Raw genomic sequence first — 18,063 nt, 5'->3', positions numbered from 1 at the left:
GCTTGTCATAACGATTTTTATGATAGTTATTATCATGGTCGTCGTTACTTCACAGCATGATCAGCACTTTCGATAATACCAACCTGATTGAATAAAACAAACGGGCGGCACAGGCGCGCATTATACGTGATTTTGTAGTAATAATAAAGACCTACGAAAAATGGCTATGTAAAATTATTAAGCAAAAAAAAGCGCCAAGTAATGAAACTTGACGCTATTTTTATGACGAGCAACACTGTTAAGTGTTAGCCATCAAACATTGCGCTAATAGATTCTTCGTTATTAATACGGCGTAGACTTTCAGCCAGCATTGGCGCGATGCTTACTTGGCGAATTTTGCTACATGCTTTTGCCGCATCAGACAGTGGAATCGTATCAGTCACAACCAGTTCATCTAACGCAGATTCACTGATGTTTTTCAGTGCATTACCCGATAGAACAGGGTGAGTAATGTAAGCTAAGACGCGACGTGCGCCGTTGGCTTTCAGTGCTTCAGCGGCTTTACATAGTGTGCCTGCAGTATCGACCATATCATCAACGATAACGCAATCACGGTCACGAACGTCGCCGATGATATGCATCACTTGTGATTCGTTGGCACGAGCACGGCGCTTGTCAATAATTGCCATATCGGTATCACCCAACTGCTTGGCCATGGCGCGTGCACGCACAACACCACCAACATCAGGTGAAACAACCATGATGTTGTCATAATCTTGTTTTTGTAGGTCGTTCAATAGCACAGGCGTGCCGTAGATGTTGTCTACAGGAATATCAAAGAAACCTTGAATTTGATCTGAGTGCAAATCAACCGTCATTACGCGATCGATGCTAACGATGTTTAGCATATCAGCGACGACTTTAGCAGAGATAGGTACACGAGCTGAGCGTGGACGACGATCTTGACGAGCATAACCAAAGTAAGGCATGACAGCAGTGATGCGACCAGCACTAGAGCGACGCAAGGCGTCAGCCATCATCATGATTTCCATCAAGTTGTCATTGGTCGGTGCACAAGTAGGCTGCATGATAAACACGTCTTTACCGCGCACGTGCTCTTTGATTTCCACGGCAATTTCGCCATCAGAAAAACGCGTGATGTCAGCTTTACCAAGAGGTATGTGAAGATGATCGGCTACGGTTTTTGCTAATTCTGGGTGGGCATTGCCCGTAAAAATCGCCAAATAAGGCATGACAGAAGTCCTATTGATTGACTCAAGCAGAGACCGCTAAGCAGTGTCAAACTGCTCAAATTCAGAAAAGAGTGGTGAAAAGTTTTGATGACTGCTATTACAGTAAAAAATGGCAGGGGTAGCTGGACTCGAACCAACGGATGTCAGGATCAAAACCTGATGCCTTACCAACTTGGCTATACCCCTGTAATGTCTAGGCTGTGTACGTCCGATTTCTAGCAGTAACTTTTAATAATTGTCACTTCTAAAATGGCGTTACGACCTTTCAGTTATCTACAAAACGGATAAACCGTTTAATATCTAACTTTCCCCTAGCGGCGTTCATTGCGAACTATACCGAAACTGGGATGGCGTTGTCAATGGTAATACCATAAGTGACGATTTATAATTCACTTATAATGTATACATATCAAACACTTCGAACTTAAAAATGGCAGGGGTAGCTGGACTCGAACCAACGGATGTCAGGATCAAAACCTGATGCCTTACCAACTTGGCTATACCCCTATTTAGGCGACCTATTATAAGTAATTTTTCAGATTTTGCAAGTCATTTGCGCCTTTTTATGGCTTTTATTCGTAATGAGGTGATTTTGGTAAGTAAGTGCCGAAAATTGAAGTGTTAATCAAAGTGATTATAGGGTTGTGTAAATGGATTTCAGCAGGGTGAGTCTGATGCGTAATTCTTGATATATATGTACTTTTGGCGTAATGGAAATACTTTAAGGGTGTCATATATAATGTGATTTAGGAAAAATCTCTAAACTCAAGTTCTATAATTTCCAAGATAGCTTACAATAGAAAGTAACTAAATATAGTTATGTAAATAGCCAGTGAGGAATGTTTTTTTGGATATAAAACAGTGGTTTATTCAACCAACACCGAAGCAATTTTTTTATACAAGTTTAATTTACGCAATAGTGTTTCCAGTGATAGGTATTTTGAGTGCTAACTCTATAGTTTCAGCTTTTATGCTTTTCTTTTTAGCTTTATCTGCTTTAATAACGCGAAACTACCTTAAGCCTAGTATTTCGAGCAAAGGATATAACATTGTCACTATTCTTGTACCTTTTATTATAGTTATTGGACTTATTGGATCTTGCCTTACCTCCAGTATATTTTTTACAAAAATTGTTGAAGATAAAACTAGTCTAGAACAAGTGAGTGGCACTATTCCAGATGAGCCATTTGACAGTCGAGTAGGTAAACACACTTCATCATCATTACTCATTAGAGATACAAGGCTACATTGTAAACATCATGACCGTGATAATTGTAGTAAAGTTTATGATTACTCTGGACAAACTGCGGATATTCTTTATCAGCCAGGCATCTGGATCGGTAATGTTGTATATGAAATCAGTATTGATGGCAAAAAACTATACAAATACGAAAATCAGCGCGCTGATTTTAAAACAAAACAGCGCACAGATCATCGTCAATGGTTTTTAACGTTTATGTTATTTGGCATTCCTAGTTACTGGTTTTATAAGCATGATAAGCGACTCAGAAAAGCCACACCTAAAATATCTATTGAAGAAGAGCAAGCATTAAAAAAACATCAAGAATTGGCTAGTAACGAAATGGGTTGTGCAGGTGCAGTTGGTTTTTTTATATTCTTTCCTATAGTAATTTTTGCTGGCTTGGCAGGCATAATGCATTTCGCTATTCAGAAATTTGGTTTATCGATGATATACTTTGGTATAGCTGGGATGTGTTGGTATGTGATAGGTATTTTATCGAAACCAAGCTCAGAGTTGTAAATAATAACTAGCTACAAGCTCCCAACCAAGTACCCATTACAAGGTGCTTCCGCAATCCACTTGGCTAAAAGTGCTTTGTCAGTAGTCACGCTTGCATCCAAAGGTAAAAACACTGCGCTACCAGAGCCAGTCATGCGTGCTGTACCCAGTACTTGCACCTCTAACCCTTGCAAATAATTAAAAGCCTCTTCAACAGCAGTTGCGAGGCTCGTCACCACTGGCGTAAAAACATTGTGATAGGGCGCAATAAGAGCCTGCAAATAATCATTGGACTGGTTTTTAATGGTTTCAGTCGATAGGTGCGTGATGTCTCGCTGTAGTTTTGGGTGCGCGAAAAGTTTGGCGGTATTCACATGAGCAGCAGGCGTTAAGATTAAATACTGCTGCTTTGGCAAATCAATCGCTGTCAGTTCTTCACCGATACCCATCGCAATCGCATCCTGACCAAAGATAAAGATTGGTACATCTGCGCCAATAGAGGTAGCAATGTTGATAAGGTCATGCTGATTAAAATTAAGCTGCCAAATCTCATTTAATGCCAATAAGGTAGTGGCAGCATTGGAAGAGCCGCCACCTAATCCTGCGCCCATTGGTAAATGCTTATCTACAGTGACAGCTACTTGTGCCAACTGCTTGGGCAAATGATTCGACTGCATGGCAGCAGAGAGCAATGCGTGTGCTGCTTTAAAAATGAGATTGTCTTCTATGCTGGTCGTTATCGCTTCTGCGCCAGTTAATGTCAGTAGTTGATGGCAAAGCTTCGTAGCTTCTAACGCGTTATCGCTAGTATCAATGACCACATCACTGTCTACTGAAAAATGTAAATAATCGCCCCAATCGAGCAGACGAAAGACTGTTTGCAAATTATGATAGCCATCAGCACGCTTACCAGTAATGTGCAAAAATAAATTAATCTTTGCAGGTGATAAGCGGGTGATAGTAGAGGCAGACGATGCGGCTATATTTTTAATCATAATGTACAGTCATAAAGTTTTCAGCCATAAACGGCTATCTTAATAAGCAATGGTGGCTTGATGGGTAATTGCTCTCATTAGTAAGTGATTAGCGATTGATAATTTAGTGATTGATTGTCATCACGACCTTGTTACCTTGAGGCTGCACAGCGCTGATTTTACTCGGTAGTTTGTCAGTACCCTTGTAAGTGAAGCTTGCTGTCCATTCACCATTAACTGAGCTGATTAAGCGCTTTTGGGCATCCATTTCTGGTGCACTATCTGAAGGTGCTGGGTGGCCAGATATCCAATAAGGCATTTGTGAGATAGGAGCCTGCCAGCCGGTTGCTTTTTTCAATAGAGTCTCAGGATCGTTGGCTGTCAATGACCCTGTTTTTTCACTGACTAGCGTGGCGGTTTGACCATCATATTCGATATTGGTTTTACCGATACCTAGCGCGCCAATCAGCTCGATAGCAAAGCGGTCTTCTTGTTGTCCCCACGCATAAAAGGCACTGCCACCTTGAGCACCTGTGGTGTCATTAGCAGGCATCGTTACACCAATTTTGCCAGTAATATTAAAGGTTTCAAGCTTTTGTGGTTGCTCTTGTATAGTCGTAGTTGGTTGGTTGGTAGTCGCACTCGCTGTTTTTAACGACTGGCAACCAGACGTTATCACGAGCGCCGCCGCCATGGCTGTGAATAGAGTGACTTTATTAAGCTTATAAGAAGTGGCTACTGCTGACATGATGTTTCCCCAATAATGAACAAATTTACAAAGATATTAGCTTAAATGTTATTTGTTACTCAGTTATGCGTGGCTGTTAGCTTCTTATAAGTGCCTTGTAATTAAGTGCTCTGCAATCGTAGAACTGCTATGCCTACTATCAAAATGATTTGTTGACCATGCATCTAATACAGCTGTATGCGGTCATTGATATTATGCTGTCCGAATGAAAAGCGTTTCTGCAAATCTGTGAGTAGTGTCTCGACTCTGGCATTATTGCCTAGGCCTTGATACGCACGCAGCAGTAAAGCACCTGAACGTAGCGTAGGCAATACGTCATAAGGCGTTTGTAGGTAGTCGATCACTTGCTGGTAGTTTTTGTTAGCCAGCGCATTGCTTGCTAGGATATTGAGTGCTTGTAGATGTAGCTCATTATCGTAACGTGGGTCATCATAGTGAATTTTAATGATAGCTGTCGCAAGCGCAAGACCTTGCTCTGAGCTGCGTTCGTTAGCCAGTAGTAGCTGTGCATAACTGAGCTTATAAGATAGATTGCTAGGATCTAAAGCCTGTAAGTGGTTGAGTAGGGGCCGTTTTACGATATAGTCTTCTTTGTCATCGAGGAGCTGGGCGCGTGCAAACAAGAGCATTTCATTATCGGGATAATTACGCGATGCTTTAGTTAGCAGGCTCAGGGCTTCGTCAGGTTTGTTTTGCTGCCATAAGATATCGGCTTGCATCACAAACGTGTCAGGTGCAAATACTTCAAAATCTTTACGCAGCTTTTCTAAGACTGACATTGCCGCCTTAGTATTGTTATTGAGTAATTCAAATGCGACGACTTTTCTACGAGCTTCTAGCACCAAGTCTTCTTGCATGACGCCATTGAGATAGTATTTGGCTTGTTCAAATTTCTGCTGGCGCTCGGCACTGATACCAAGGTAGTAATAAGCCTGATTAAGATAAGCGGGTGTCTTTGCCAGCATATTGAGTAACTGATCGGCACTATCATATTTTTCGATATCCAAGCTTACTAATGCTGCTAGCAAGGTAATCTCGGCATCATCATTGAAATGCTTATGCGCTTCAATCAGTAACTCCCACGCTTTTTGGCTTTGCTTTAGGTCCAACAAATAGCGGATTTCATACAAGTATAAGTTCTTACTGTCTGGGTTACGCAGCCGTGCTTGGCTGACATAATTGATCACTGTCTCAGCAGTGACGATTTTGCGCAATATATCAGCCTTTAAAGTAATAAAGGGCACATAATCAGGTTGGCGTTCTAAAGCGCGATTGATATGGACAATGGCATTTTCAGGCTCATTAAACTGGTAAAGCAAGCCTGCTTTTAATACGGACAATGAGGCGTTTTGCTCACTATCTAACGGCTGTAGCGCGGCAAGTAATTCGCGCTTATCTTCATCATCGTTTGGATAGATACCGATAAGGATTTCGCTTAGGTCTGCTCGAGGATCGTAACGCAAGATACGATTCAATGTCTCGCCAGCTAGCAAATAGTCGTGTGCTCGTAGCGCCAAATGCGCCACATAAAACCAAGCAGGCACGTGATCGGGGTTTTGGTCTTGCCATGTCTTGGCAAATTGTAATGAATCCTCAACCCGCTCATTACGTAAGGACAAACTCAGTGCTCGCTCAAACACTGCCGTTGCATCTTCTTTAAAAGATTGCTGCTTGTAGATAGTAATCGCGCGTCTCTTGTCATCACGATCTGCTGCAAACTCGGCATCTAGCAGCGCATATAAACTTGGCTCTTCGAGATCAGATTGCCATAAGCTTGCTGGGGCTAAGCCATTAATATTGGCAACCTTGCCTGTGGGCTGTATGCTTGTCTGAATAGTTGTTGTAGTATGACTCGTCGCATGGTTATTCGATGCATTGTTGCTGTATGCATTGTCGTCTACGATAGCTGCTGATACGCTGGGTCCAGTAGTCTGCAATAAGACGTTAGAAGAGTTTGCGTATACAGAAGAAGATCCTAGGCACAGACAGACGGCCAACGATAATGTTAGCTTATAGTGTTGCCATAGACGTTCAATAATGTCATGCCATAAAGCATGAAGGGTAGATTGGGCGTCATGCGCAAGTTTTGATCGAAGTAATGACCCGAAAAAAATCATAGATAACCGTATTTGCCCGTTATTTATCTATATCGATAAGTAAGCTATTTTTTAATTATTTTAAACTAAATATTGGTAACGAGTACCCATAGCAAACATTATAAGAGTAGATAGCTGGTATAAACAATAGTGACCGTGTTACTCAGGTAGTGGCATTAACTATTCTATTGATAGCTATTCAGGAAAGCATGGCTCTTTGACTGTCTATGTCGATAATCCGTTATCAATATTAGTCAGAATATTATGGAAATATAACAAGTTAATACAAAGTAAGCGAATGATTTGTGAGCATTTTTTAAACATTTGCTCAAATTCAAACATTGGCTTTACCAATCGTATGAGCAGTTGATTTGTGACAGGTGTGCCCAGATACAAGCAAATAGTTATCATCGGTAGGCGAGTGTTAATTAAAGCTGGCAATAATGATATAATAAACGGTTTTCAGATTATTTCTTTTAACGCTGTCACCCAAAACTGTCTTTTACAAATAATAAGATAGAGCGGCTGGCAGATGAGCATCATTTTTATGGTCTATCAATAATGAGATTAGTGGTCATTGGGGTCAATCACAAAACTGCACCAGTCGCTCTACGAGAGCGCTTGGCGCTAGTAGGTGACGATGTGAATGTCGCGCTCAAACAGTTAGAAGCATTTACAGATGGTAGTGTGATTGTCTCTACCTGTAACCGGACTGAGATTTACGCCCTTGTACCACAAACAGCATCGCAAAATCCGATCTTACCGTCGTTAGGTTCATCATCGTCAGAATCCCAAACAGATGAACCTACTGGGCAGGAAGTGGCTAGTAATGCTTTTACCAGCAGTAGCAAGCTCTCATCTGCCGCTATCAGTGCTCATATTATCAAAATTAAAAGTTGGCTGGCTACTTTCAAGCAGCTGTCACTGTCTGAGATTGACTCGTATCTCTATGTGCATCGTGATACGCATGCTCTGACCCATTGGCTCAGGGTCGCCGCAGGGCTAGATTCTATGATATTAGGTGAGCCGCAGATACTCGGTCAAATCAAGCGCTCGGTACACCTCGCACAAGAGCAAAAAGTATTGAGTAATCAGCTCGGCTGGGTCGTCGATCAAGTATTTGCGGCTGCTAAGCGTGTGCGTAACGAGACCAAAGTAGGTGCACAAGCGGTATCGCTCAGCTTTGCAGCGGCCAAACTCGTCACGCAAATATTTGATGATTTGCCTAGCCGCACTCTATTGGTCGTGGCAGCAGGCGAGATGAATAGATTGGTCGCGACACACATTGCTGGGCTTGGGGTCGGGCGGGTTATCATTTGCAATCGTAATCCTGAACGAGCGGAAGCTTTAGCGGCTGAGCTGCGCAATCCTAATCGCCGTGTGGAAGTCAGAACATTGCAAGAGCTACCGCAAGTGTTGGCAGAGGCTGATATTGTCAGTAGCTGTAGCGGCAGTATGGATTTGTTGATTGATAAAACCATGACGTTGCAGGCGCTCAAGCGCCGCCGCTATCAGCCAATGTTGATGATTGACTTAGCAGTGCCCCGCGATATTGACTCTACCATTAGCCGCATAGATGACATCTATCTGTATTCTGTCGACGATCTGCAGCACGTGATTGCTGGTAACATCGAGCAGCGCAGACAAGCAGCGGTAGATGCGGAGCTACTGGTCAGCCAACTGGTCGTTGAGATGGATCGTAGTTTTCAAGTGCGCCAAGTCGGTAAAGACATAGAGCAGTACCGTGCACGTACTCAGGATCAAGTAGACAAACTACTGCATGACTCTATCGCTCAGCTACAGCAGAGTGATGCCAGTCCTGAAGATATCCTCACCGAGCTGTCACGCCGTCTGACCCAGAAACTCACACATGCACCATCGAAGCTGATGCGTAAAGCTGCTCGTGAAGGTGACAGCGAGCTGTTAGACTTTGTGGTAGCAGGCTTGAACGAGTCACATCGCGGCCGTCGATAGTAGCCATTCCTTTATCAAAAAATCATAGATTCGCCAGTGCACGCATTGCGCGAACATATCGTTGTCAACCTGCATTATCAGTGCTAATATCGAGCTGTCATAAGCATGTTAAGCGATGATAATCTGTCGGGATACGCTAGCCGCTATTCTATAAAAACCTTAGCGCATTTATGCTGGCTCAGTATCTATTTATGTCATTCATCATCCGAGACCACTATAATTAGTCTACCACTGCGTAGCATTTATATTGGTGCATATGTTTTGTACGGTTTTGTCTCAAGTTAATAAAATAAATGCATGCAAGACACAATCATCAACGGCAATAGCACTAGGATAAAGCGCTATATCGTCAACCCTGCGTCGTACTCCCGATTATTACTCGATATTATATCCAAATGAATATTAGCTATAGTAGTCTCTAGCAACATTGCTATTTCACTATAAAAGTATTACTGCTTTAACCTCGCTTGAAGTATTAAACATACATCTACACTCGGTTGCCTTGTACTACTTTTAAATTGAATCAACTATAGTCTCTAGCAATAGTGCTATTTCACTATAAATAGTATTTGGCTAGGGTGGCATTTAGATTTTTGCACTTAGACTTTAGTATCTGCATTCTAATATTGAGGTTTTAGTGTCTGGAGCTTGCTGTAGCTACAGCTTAAGAATTATTAAATCATCTAACAATAAACTAGGAGCGCCCTATGACTGCATTACGTCAAGATATTGATCCAAACGGCTTATTAGAATACTCAGTGGTCTATACTGACCGCGCCCTCAATCACATGTCAAAAGTCTTTCAACAAGTGATAAATGACCTATCTAGCGACCTAAAATCAGTTTATAACGCTGATGCAGTCGTGATTGTTCCGGGTGCTGGTACTTATGGTATGGAAGCGGTTGCGCGTCAGTTGGCAAACGATGAAGATTGCCTCATTATCCGTAACGGTTGGTTTAGCTATCGTTGGTCGCAAATCCTAGAAAAAGGCAAAATTGCCAAATCGACTACGGTCTTGACTGCTCATCGTGCAGAAGGCGATTCTCCAAAGCCGTTTTCACCTGTCGATATCGATGAAGCAGTGGCAAAGATTAAAGCAGAAAAACCAGCAGTGGTATTTGCTCCGCATGTCGAAACCTCATCAGGGATTATTCTATCAGCGGACTATATCAAAGCCTTGAGCGCGGCCGTGCATAGTGTTGGTGGTTTACTGGTTATTGACTGTATTGCCTCAGGTTGTGTCTGGTTGGATATGCAAGATTTGGGGATTGATGTCCTTATTAGTGCCCCGCAAAAAGGCTGGAGTAGTACGCCATGCGCTGGCCTAGTCATGCTCAGCGATGCTGCTATCAAAAAAGTAGACAGTACAGAGTCTGATAGCTTCAGCTTAGATTTGAAGCAGTGGTTAAACATCATGCGTGCCTATGAGAATGGCGGTCACGCCTATCACGCGACTATGCCAACCGACAGCTTACGCCAGTTCCGCGATACCATTCTGGAGGCTAAAAAAATCGGCTTCGATACATTGTGTGATGCACAATGGGAGCTGGGCAATCGCATCCGTCAGGTCTTTGCTGATAAAGGTATCGAGAGCGTGGCAGCTAAGGGTTTTGAAGCACCAGGTGTTGTCGTAGCTTACACCGATCGTGATGACATGCATAAAGGCAGTGCTTTTGCGGAAGCCGGTATGCAAATCGCCTCTGGTGTCCCTCTCAAAGTAGGTGAGCCGGATAACTTTAAGACCTTCCGTTTAGGGCTTTTTGGTCTAGATAAATTGACTGACGTTGATGGCGCAGTGACGCGTTTTGAGTCAGCACTCGATAAAGTATTGGCTAAATAAGCCCAAATAATACGTTGTTTTTGAGATAAGAAAAATACTGAGCCACAGAATAATACTGGGTTCAGTATTTTTTTACCTTTTTATTATATTTTATAATATAATGTATTTATGTAAAATAAATATAAGACTGGGTAATCAATATGAGTATACAAATTGACTGGCAGGCCTTTACACCAATCTCCTTAGTGGGTGGCCTAATACTAGGTCTGGCGACGGTCATACTGCTACTGGGTATTGGACGTATTGCTGGTATTAGCGGCATATTCTCAAGCCTGCTAAAGCCCAAGCGTGTTGAAATGTGGCAGGTGTTATTTATCGTTGGTCTAGTCATCTCGCCAGTACTATATAGTCTGGGAAGACCGTTACCCGATATAGACATCAGCACTTCTTTGCCGTTGTTAGTCGGCGCGGGATTGTTGGTTGGCTTTGGGACGCGTTTGGGATCAGGCTGTACCAGTGGTCACGGTATCTGTGGCAATGCACGCTTGTCTCCACGCTCTATGGCAGCGACGGCGACCTTTATGTTCTTCGGTATTGTGACGGTTTATATGGGTCGGCATGTCTTAGGTTTAATCTAGGTAGAGTCATAATTATACGTATAGGCCGTAGTATGTTGCATAGACAGCATGCTGCACAGACAGCGCTTAATAGTATTCATAAGAAATGATAGTGAGAGACAACGATGCTAAGAAACATAATTGGATTACTGGCAGGATTATTATTTGGTTTTGGACTGCTGATATCTGGTATGACCGATCCTGTGAAGGTACAAGGGTTTTTGGATGTCTTTGGTGCATGGGATATTTCCCTTGCATTAGTCATGGGTGGTGGATTAATCGTGGCAATCGTTGGTGTGCAATTGGCCAAGCGTCAGCAGGCGAGCTGGATTGGCACATTGATAGAGATGCCAAGCAAAACCGTTATTAATAAAAAACTCCTTATTGGTGCGATGTTATTTGGTATCGGTTGGGGTTTGGTGGGTATTTGCCCAGGACCAGGAATCGTACTGCTTGGAACAGGACAATGGCAAGCGTATGTATTCATCCCTGCCATGATAGTTGGCATGTTGGTTTATCAATGGGTGGAGCCAAAACTTGGCTGATATAGTTAGCTCTTTATAAATTGGATACAGTGTCAGCCGCGCTTAGCCTACTATAGTCACAGGACTTTAAAATGGGTACAAGGCAGCCGACTGCAGATTGTACAAGTAGTACATCTAAGGAGGGTAACGCCGTAGCGGTTTAGTAGTTCACCGACTATACTTGTAGTACTTTTACTCGGCTTCCTTGTCTCCAAATTACATTGAACCAACTACAGTATAAATAGGCTAGCGCTTAAAAAAGGGTCAGCCTAATATGATTAAGCTGACCCTTTTTATAAAAGACATTTTACTTATAAGAAATGTTTTACACTTTCAAAACGCTATTTCGCACTGACCGTGACTTTCGGGGTTTCGTGTGCCAATGATTTAGCCGCTTGTCGCAACTCAAATTTCTGAACTTTGCCCGTACTGGTCTTTGGTATTTCAGCAAAGATAATATATTTGGGTACTTTAAATCCCGCTAAATGCTGCCTGCAATGTGCCATTACGGTATCACGCTGCAAGGTGCTATCAGCATGAATCTCGATAAAGGCAACGGGTACTTCGCCCCATTTTTCATGTGGTGCAGCGACCACAGCGCAGCTTTGAATCTCAGGCATTTTATATAGGATGTTTTCCACCTCGATACTGGAGATGTTTTCACCGCCTGAGATGATGATGTCTTTAAGCCTGTCCATAATTTTGATATAACCATCAGCGTATTTGACGCCCAAATCACCCGTGCGAAACCAGCCATCAGCAAAGGCTTCTTCGGTGGCTTTACGACTTTTGAGATAGCCTTTCATCACCATATTACCACGTAGTGCTAGCTCGCCCATCTCTTCACCATCGGCTGCGACAGGTTCAGTCGTACCTTGTTTAAAGACCTCAAACCCAGTCATCAGGTGTGAAGTCACACCCTGTCTTGATTTCTTTTGCGCACGTACAGTGACATCTAGCTCATCCCATTCTGTTTGTTCGGCACAGACCGTCACTGGCCCATACACTTCAGTGAGACCATAAACATGAGAGATGTGAAAACCCATGGCTTCCATTGCGGCTAGCATGGTTTCAGATGGCGGCGCACCGGCGACCCAACCATTGACTTCATGAGTAATCGTCTCTTTATATTCAGACTTACCACCTGCGATCATATTGTGTACCACAGGCGCTGAGCAATAATGGCTGACTTTGTACTTGGCAATTAGTTGTAAAATCAAATCCGCATCAATATTACGCAAGCAGACGTTGATACCGGCACGCTCAGCGATGGTCCATGGAAAGCACCAACCGTTACAGTGAAATAACGGCAGCGTCCAGAGATACATAGGGTGCTTCGGTAGGTCCCAATCTAGAATATTGGACACAGCATTGAGCGTGGCACCGCGATGGTGGTAGACCACACCTTTAGGTTTGCCTGTGGTACCAGAGGTATAGTTCAGCGCAATCGCATCCCATTCGTCTGATGGTTTTTCCCAGTTGTCCAGACTGTCTGAGCTGGCAACCAATTCTTCATAGCTCATTTGCCCAAATCTATCGACTTTGAGTGCCGCATCTGTTGCATGGATGACGATTAGGTTGGGAAAGGTTTCGTCGATAATCTCGGCATATTCAGCAAACTCACTGTCCAAAACCAGAACTTTGGCTTCGGAATGTTGTAGACAGAAAGTGAGTGCATTGATATCGAGTCGGGTATTCAATGTACAGAGTACGCCACCTGACATTGGCACACCAAAGGCGCATTCAATCATCGCTGGCGTGTTCGGAATCATCACTGCCACGGTATCGTTTTTATCAATGCCCAACTTACGCAGCCCATCGGCTAACTGCCTGCAACGATTATAGGTCTGTTGCCACGTTTGGGTGAAGTTATTGTATTCTAGGTCGTCATAGATGATGGCGGTCTTGTCAGGATATACCTGCGCACTGCGAATGATAAAATCAATAGGGGTAAGCGGTTGATGGTTGGCTGCATTTTTGCCAAGACCAGTATGGAAGTCTGTCATTGTGATAATCCTTTATCGTATGTTTGAGATTTTCTGAGATAATGCCTTAGCCGATCGACTTTATCAGGGCATGTCATCAATTGAAAGTCTTTGTATTTTTGTCTACATAATCTAATCGATTAATCCAATCGATACTACGTCTTAATATCTAACTATTATAGACAGTCGCCATCGATAATTGGACTGGTTTTGTCGTGTTTTTTAACCGAATACTAGGGAGTCAGCTACTAAGCAGAGCCATTTAGTATGGTAATTAATAAATGTCCACTCATCAGTCGTTTGTCTGCGTAGCTGATGATAATAGCGGTGTGGTACGATATCAGTAACGTTAAACCCCGCAAGCCATTCATAAGGAAAATGATATGACCGCCAGCCGCACTGCCGCGCCGATTGAAACTGCCACTACCAATGAACATTACCCGCATTTATTTGAGCCACTCGATTTGGGTTTTACCACGCTCAAAAACCGTCTAGTGATGGGCTCTATGCATACGGGTCTTGAAGATCGTTTTTATAATTACGGCAAGTTGGCGGCATATTTCGAAGAGCGTGCCAAAGGCGGTGTGGCGATGATGATTACTGGCGGTATCTCGCCCAATCGTGAAGGGTGGTTGCTCCCTGCGGGTGGTACGATGAATACAAAGGCCGATGTCATCAATCACCAACGCGTGACCCGTGCTGTGCATAAACATGACAGCAAACTCATCATGCAAATCTTGCATAGTGGTCGTTACGGTTATCACCCCTTTGTACTGTCATCAAGCCCGATTAAATCGCCAATCTCACCATTTAAACCGCGCAAGATGAGTATTAAAAACATCGAGCAGACGGTAAAAGACTATGCCCGTTCAGCCAAGCTTGCTAAGCAGGCAGGATATGACGGTGTCGAAATCATGGGGTCAGAAGGATATCTGCTGAACCAGTTTTTATCGCGTCATGTCAACAAGCGTAAAGACATTTATGGTGGTGACATCGAAGGCCGTATGAAGTTCGCCGTTGACGTGGTTAAAGCGGTTCGTGCTGCTGCCGGTGAAGATTTTATTATTTTATTCCGCCTGTCAGTGATTGACTTGGTCAAAGACGGCAACGTCATGGATGAAGTCATCACGGTGGCTCAAGCGCTAGAAGAAGCGGGCGTGACCATCATGAATACTGGTATCGGCTGGCATGAAGCGCGTGTCCCAACTATTGTAACGAGTGTGCCACGGGCTGCTTTTGTTGATTTTACTGCTGAAATTAAAAAGCACATCAACATTCCAATGATGGCAGCGAACCGTATCAATATGCCAGAAACGGCTGAAGAAATCGTCGCGACTGGTCAAGCTGATATGATTCAAATGGCGCGTCCATTCTTAGCTGATGCACATTGGGTCAATAAAGCCAAAAATGGTCAAGCAGACCGTATCAATACTTGTATCGCCTGTAACCAAGCCTGCCTAGACCATACTTTTGAAAATAAACGTTCGACTTGTTTGGTCAATCCACAAGCCTGTTATGAGACTGAACTGGTCTATAAGAAAGCGAAAAAACCGAAAAAAGTAGCAGTCATCGGTGGCGGTGTCGCTGGTATGTCAGCGGCGCATGTGGCAGCACTGCGCGGTCATGAAGTGACATTGTTCGAAGCAAAAGATGTCTTAGGCGGTCAGTTCAACTATGCCAAAGTCATCCCTGGTAAAGAAGAGTTCTTTGAGACCATTCGCTACTATATCAATGAGCTTGAGCACTTGGGTGTCGACGTAAAACTGAATACCAAAGTCAATAAAGACATGCTTGAGAAAGCTAAATTTCATCATGTCATCGTTGCAACAGGTGTCGTGCCTAGAAGCTTAGAAGGAAAGCTTGAAGGTGCGGATTTGCCACAAGTGATGAGCTATGCTGAGCTGCTATCTGGTGAAAAATCAGTTGGTAATACAGTTGCCGTCATCGGTGCTGGTGGTATCGGCTTTGATGTGAGTGAGTATCTGACTGCCAACCACGGTAAATCGCTTGATGAGATCGGTCCTGATGGGCTAAAAGACCCAAGCTATCGTCCTGAACCGCAGTCCATCAGCGAGTGGCGCGAGGAGTGGGGCGTGACAAATGAGGTTGACTATCAGAGTGAGGGTGGTTTGGTTAAGCCTAAAGCCATCAAGCCAATTCGCCAAGTTTACCTCATGCAGCGTAGCAAAGGCCGTTTGGGTAGTGGTTTGAATAAAACCTCTGGTTGGGTGCATCGTGCTCATATCAAATCACATGGCGTCATCCAAGTCGCTGGTGTGCAGTATGATAGAATCACTAACGAAGGTATTTGGGTCACTAACAGTCAAGGTCAAAGCCAGCTATTACGTGTTGATAGCGTCGTGGTCTGTGCAGGTCAAGAGTCAGTCGTTGAGCTGATGCCAAATGTCGGTGATGCACCAGACGCGCAATATCACTTAATTGGCGGCGCTAAGCTCGCGGCTGAGCTAGATGCTAAACGTGCTATTCGTGATGGGGCTGAGGTTGCTGTTGGGATTTAAAGATTAGATCAAAATAAAAAGGCGGCGAGGTTTTTTACCTTGCCGTCTTTTTTGTATAAAAAATCTGCCTATTTGGAAATGTTCAGCAAAATCTGTTTTTTAATTAGAAAACCTAACTCACCTCACGTTCTAATATAATCCCGTCAAAATACCCTCGCATACCACAATGCAGCCTTCTATATTGATCATCCACATCTCTTAATAATAATTGAGTCTGGCCTTTATAAGTCGCTGGATATAAACGCAGCTCAACGTTTTTATCTGATTGATCATCATTGATGACCCAATGGTTTTCTGACCATATGGCTTTACTCTCTCCCAAATCACAGGTATGAGCATTGGTAAAAATCAAAATGCCCTCGATAATGGAAAGATAAGGCTTATTAGCGACACTATGAATCGATACGGTGTTTGTTGCCTCTCCTGAATCCTCCCAACGCTGCGTGTCTGAATTGTATATTGAGATTTGAGATTTTTGAGAAAACTCACCGAATGCATCTTTGCTCGGTAAATCAGAACGACTTAACTCATCTGAAAAATACCAAGACACACCGTAATTGGTTTGCTCTTCGATATACTCTTTATACTCACGTATCAGACATTCTTCACTTTTACAGGTATTACGTTGAAAATTTAGCCACGTGCGTTGATTGGCAATGAGCCTATCTTTAAAAGCTTTGCTGTCTTCATAGTCAGAAGAAGTGGCAAGATTGCTTTTATACTTTTTTGCCATGGTGTCATCAAGTTTAGAAAGCTCAGGACTGTCACAAACGGTTTTTTCTACCCAGCTAGCCGCTTTGTCGCAATCAAAACTTGCTGCATTTGCATAAGTGGAGAGTAGACAAGCGCCTAAAATACTGATGGTAGTGATGCGTAACTTTTTCATATTATCCTCGTTTCTAGCGCTTGATTGTATTTTAAGAAAGCTATAACTGCGATATACGTGTCATCATCACTTTCTACAAAAAATGAATCAGCCTAGCCTGCCTCACTTATCTACCAACTGCCAATATTTTCCATCGAAATCCAAGGATCAATAGGCTCTAAGTCTTCGCCACTTTGTAGCAGCTCAATCGAGATATTGTTAGGGTCTTTAACAAAAGCCATATGACCATCTCTAGGTGGTCTTAATATCTCGACCCCTGCTTGTATAAAGGTGTCACACTGCGCGTATATGTTGTCGACTCTAAAGGCAAAATGCCCAAAATTATCGCCATTGGAATACTCTTTTTCATCCCAGTTGTGCGTTACCTCAATCTCTGGCGCACCCTCATGTGTTGCTAAAAAATATAAGCTGAATCTGCCAGATTCAGAGTCTCTCTTTCTTAGCAGTTGTAAGCCCATAAGATCACAATAGAAAGATAACGTTTCTTCTAATTTGTTGGTTCTAATCATTGCATGTAAGTACTTCATAAAAATGCCTTAATGTTTTTTTCATAAAAAATGGAGTAATGGTAGGGTGCTTGTCATTGATATTTATTACAGTCAATGCTTGAAGAGTATTCAGCTTTTTTAATATCGATAGCATTATCACCACTCATCCAGTTTCTTTTATCTTTCGGTATTTGTTTGTTATTCAAATAATTTGCAAATTCTAGAAAGCTATCAATTTCAAACCTATTACCATCACATACATTAATAAAAAAATAAATGAGATCGTCGCCTGTCGATGTTTCAAAGTCTGTAGTTGATCCATAAACGTAGGGTTTTTGGATATACCAACTGTCAAGAGCCGTCACTTTACCTGCAATTTTTTCACCTTTATAAGTTAAGTAATAGTTCTGACTAGAGATATACCGCAGTTTTAACTTACCCAAGATTGGAGGTTGATAAATCTTATGATTAAGGAGCCATAAAGTAAGAGGTATAAGTATGATTAGAATGATTTTTTTTGACAATTTATAGTCTTAT

Annotated in this window: 14 protein-coding genes and 2 tRNA genes; 6 read left to right on the top strand and 10 right to left on the bottom strand. The window is 42.8% G+C overall.

Annotation, left to right across the window (positions count from 1 at the left end; genetic code table 11):
- Window positions 1-245 precede the first annotated feature (245 nt).
- The 3 genes from IPZ60_RS01400 to IPZ60_RS01390 form a co-directional block, all read right to left on the bottom strand.
- A complete protein-coding gene (locus tag IPZ60_RS01400; protein ID WP_110921948.1) occupies window positions 246-1,193 on the bottom strand; it encodes a ribose-phosphate pyrophosphokinase in 948 nt (315 codons plus the stop codon).
- A 110-nt stretch (window positions 1,194-1,303) separates the two neighbouring features.
- Window positions 1,304-1,379, bottom strand: a tRNA-Gln gene (locus tag IPZ60_RS01395).
- A 245-nt stretch (window positions 1,380-1,624) separates the two neighbouring features.
- Window positions 1,625-1,700 (bottom strand) — tRNA-Gln (locus IPZ60_RS01390).
- Between the two features lie 340 nt (window positions 1,701-2,040).
- Here IPZ60_RS01390 and IPZ60_RS01385 point away from each other — a divergent pair.
- Complete coding sequence (locus IPZ60_RS01385) at window positions 2,041-2,955, top strand: hypothetical protein (RefSeq protein WP_194196095.1); 915 nt, start codon at window positions 2,041-2,043, stop codon at window positions 2,953-2,955.
- Between the two features lie 11 nt (window positions 2,956-2,966).
- On the opposite strand, the gene ispE is transcribed toward IPZ60_RS01385, so the two are convergent.
- The 3 genes from ispE to IPZ60_RS01370 form a co-directional block, all read right to left on the bottom strand.
- Window positions 2,967-3,929, bottom strand: coding sequence for a 4-(cytidine 5'-diphospho)-2-C-methyl-D-erythritol kinase (ispE, locus tag IPZ60_RS01380; RefSeq protein ID WP_194196094.1), 963 nt, complete (start codon window positions 3,927-3,929; stop codon window positions 2,967-2,969).
- Between the two features lie 103 nt (window positions 3,930-4,032).
- Window positions 4,033-4,656 (bottom strand): lipoprotein insertase outer membrane protein LolB, encoded by a 624-nt coding sequence (gene lolB / locus IPZ60_RS01375; RefSeq protein WP_194196093.1) that lies wholly within the window; start codon window positions 4,654-4,656, stop codon window positions 4,033-4,035.
- Between the two features lie 164 nt (window positions 4,657-4,820).
- Window positions 4,821-6,773 (bottom strand): tetratricopeptide repeat protein, encoded by a 1,953-nt coding sequence (locus tag IPZ60_RS01370; protein ID WP_194196092.1) that lies wholly within the window; start codon window positions 6,771-6,773, stop codon window positions 4,821-4,823.
- 540 nt (window positions 6,774-7,313) lie between these two features.
- Between IPZ60_RS01370 and hemA the strand changes: the two genes are divergently transcribed.
- From hemA to IPZ60_RS01350, 4 genes are all read left to right on the top strand, one after another.
- Window positions 7,314-8,726, top strand: a complete 1,413-nt coding sequence (gene hemA, locus IPZ60_RS01365) for a glutamyl-tRNA reductase (protein WP_194196091.1) — start codon at window positions 7,314-7,316, stop codon at window positions 8,724-8,726.
- A 707-nt stretch (window positions 8,727-9,433) separates the two neighbouring features.
- Window positions 9,434-10,567 (top strand): aminotransferase class V-fold PLP-dependent enzyme, encoded by a 1,134-nt coding sequence (locus tag IPZ60_RS01360; protein WP_194196090.1) that lies wholly within the window; start codon window positions 9,434-9,436, stop codon window positions 10,565-10,567.
- A gap of 140 nt (window positions 10,568-10,707) precedes the next feature.
- On the top strand, window positions 10,708-11,145 hold the full coding sequence (locus IPZ60_RS01355; RefSeq protein ID WP_194196089.1) for a YeeE/YedE family protein: 438 nt from the start codon (window positions 10,708-10,710) through the stop codon (window positions 11,143-11,145).
- Window positions 11,146-11,249: 104 nt separating this feature from the next.
- Window positions 11,250-11,669: a DUF6691 family protein gene (locus IPZ60_RS01350; RefSeq protein WP_194196088.1), complete on the top strand. Its 420-nt coding sequence runs from the start codon at window positions 11,250-11,252 to the stop codon at window positions 11,667-11,669.
- 320 nt (window positions 11,670-11,989) lie between these two features.
- Here the strand turns inward: IPZ60_RS01350 and IPZ60_RS01345 are convergent, their stop codons facing one another.
- Window positions 11,990-13,654, bottom strand: coding sequence for an AMP-binding protein (locus IPZ60_RS01345; RefSeq protein WP_194196087.1), 1,665 nt, complete (start codon window positions 13,652-13,654; stop codon window positions 11,990-11,992).
- A 362-nt stretch (window positions 13,655-14,016) separates the two neighbouring features.
- Here IPZ60_RS01345 and IPZ60_RS01340 point away from each other — a divergent pair, with 362 nt between their 5' ends.
- Window positions 14,017-16,152, top strand: a complete 2,136-nt coding sequence (locus tag IPZ60_RS01340; protein WP_194196086.1) for an NADPH-dependent 2,4-dienoyl-CoA reductase — start codon at window positions 14,017-14,019, stop codon at window positions 16,150-16,152.
- Between the two features lie 112 nt (window positions 16,153-16,264).
- Here IPZ60_RS01340 and IPZ60_RS01335 read toward each other — a convergent pair whose 3' ends face one another.
- The 3 genes from IPZ60_RS01335 to IPZ60_RS01325 form a co-directional block, all read right to left on the bottom strand.
- Window positions 16,265-17,038 carry a lysozyme inhibitor LprI family protein gene (locus IPZ60_RS01335; protein ID WP_194196085.1) on the bottom strand — a complete coding sequence of 258 codons (774 nt, stop codon included), beginning with the start codon at window positions 17,036-17,038 and terminating at the stop codon, window positions 16,265-16,267.
- Between the two features lie 110 nt (window positions 17,039-17,148).
- Window positions 17,149-17,565, bottom strand: coding sequence for a VOC family protein (locus tag IPZ60_RS01330; RefSeq protein WP_194196084.1), 417 nt, complete (start codon window positions 17,563-17,565; stop codon window positions 17,149-17,151).
- 53 nt (window positions 17,566-17,618) lie between these two features.
- Window positions 17,619-18,050 carry a hypothetical protein gene (locus tag IPZ60_RS01325; protein ID WP_194196083.1) on the bottom strand — a complete coding sequence of 144 codons (432 nt, stop codon included), beginning with the start codon at window positions 18,048-18,050 and terminating at the stop codon, window positions 17,619-17,621.
- Between the last annotated feature and the right edge of the window lie 13 nt (window positions 18,051-18,063).

Origin of the sequence: Psychrobacter sp. NG25, from assembly GCF_015234355.1 — a bacterium.
Classification (GTDB): Bacteria; Pseudomonadota; Gammaproteobacteria; order Pseudomonadales; family Moraxellaceae; genus Psychrobacter.
Note: the sequence above shows the minus strand (reverse complement) of the source record. Positions and strands in the feature narration are given on the sequence as shown.

Coding starts and splice junctions, on each gene's coding strand:
- IPZ60_RS01400 (WP_110921948.1), bottom strand. CDS start 1,193: ATGCCTTATTTGGCGATTTTTACGGGCAATGCCCACCCAGAATTAGCA.
- ispE (WP_194196094.1), bottom strand. CDS start 3,929: ATGATTAAAAATATAGCCGCATCGTCTGCCTCTACTATCACCCGCTTA.
- lolB (WP_194196093.1), bottom strand. CDS start 4,656: ATGTCAGCAGTAGCCACTTCTTATAAGCTTAATAAAGTCACTCTATTC.
- IPZ60_RS01370 (WP_194196092.1), bottom strand. CDS start 6,773: ATGATTTTTTTCGGGTCATTACTTCGATCAAAACTTGCGCATGACGCC.
- hemA (WP_194196091.1), top strand. CDS start 7,314: ATGAGATTAGTGGTCATTGGGGTCAATCACAAAACTGCACCAGTCGCT.
- IPZ60_RS01360 (WP_194196090.1), top strand. CDS start 9,434: ATGACTGCATTACGTCAAGATATTGATCCAAACGGCTTATTAGAATAC.
- IPZ60_RS01355 (WP_194196089.1), top strand. CDS start 10,708: ATGAGTATACAAATTGACTGGCAGGCCTTTACACCAATCTCCTTAGTG.
- IPZ60_RS01350 (WP_194196088.1), top strand. CDS start 11,250: ATGCTAAGAAACATAATTGGATTACTGGCAGGATTATTATTTGGTTTT.
- IPZ60_RS01345 (WP_194196087.1), bottom strand. CDS start 13,654: ATGACAGACTTCCATACTGGTCTTGGCAAAAATGCAGCCAACCATCAA.
- IPZ60_RS01340 (WP_194196086.1), top strand. CDS start 14,017: ATGACCGCCAGCCGCACTGCCGCGCCGATTGAAACTGCCACTACCAAT.
- IPZ60_RS01335 (WP_194196085.1), bottom strand. CDS start 17,038: ATGAAAAAGTTACGCATCACTACCATCAGTATTTTAGGCGCTTGTCTA.
- IPZ60_RS01330 (WP_194196084.1), bottom strand. CDS start 17,565: ATGAAGTACTTACATGCAATGATTAGAACCAACAAATTAGAAGAAACG.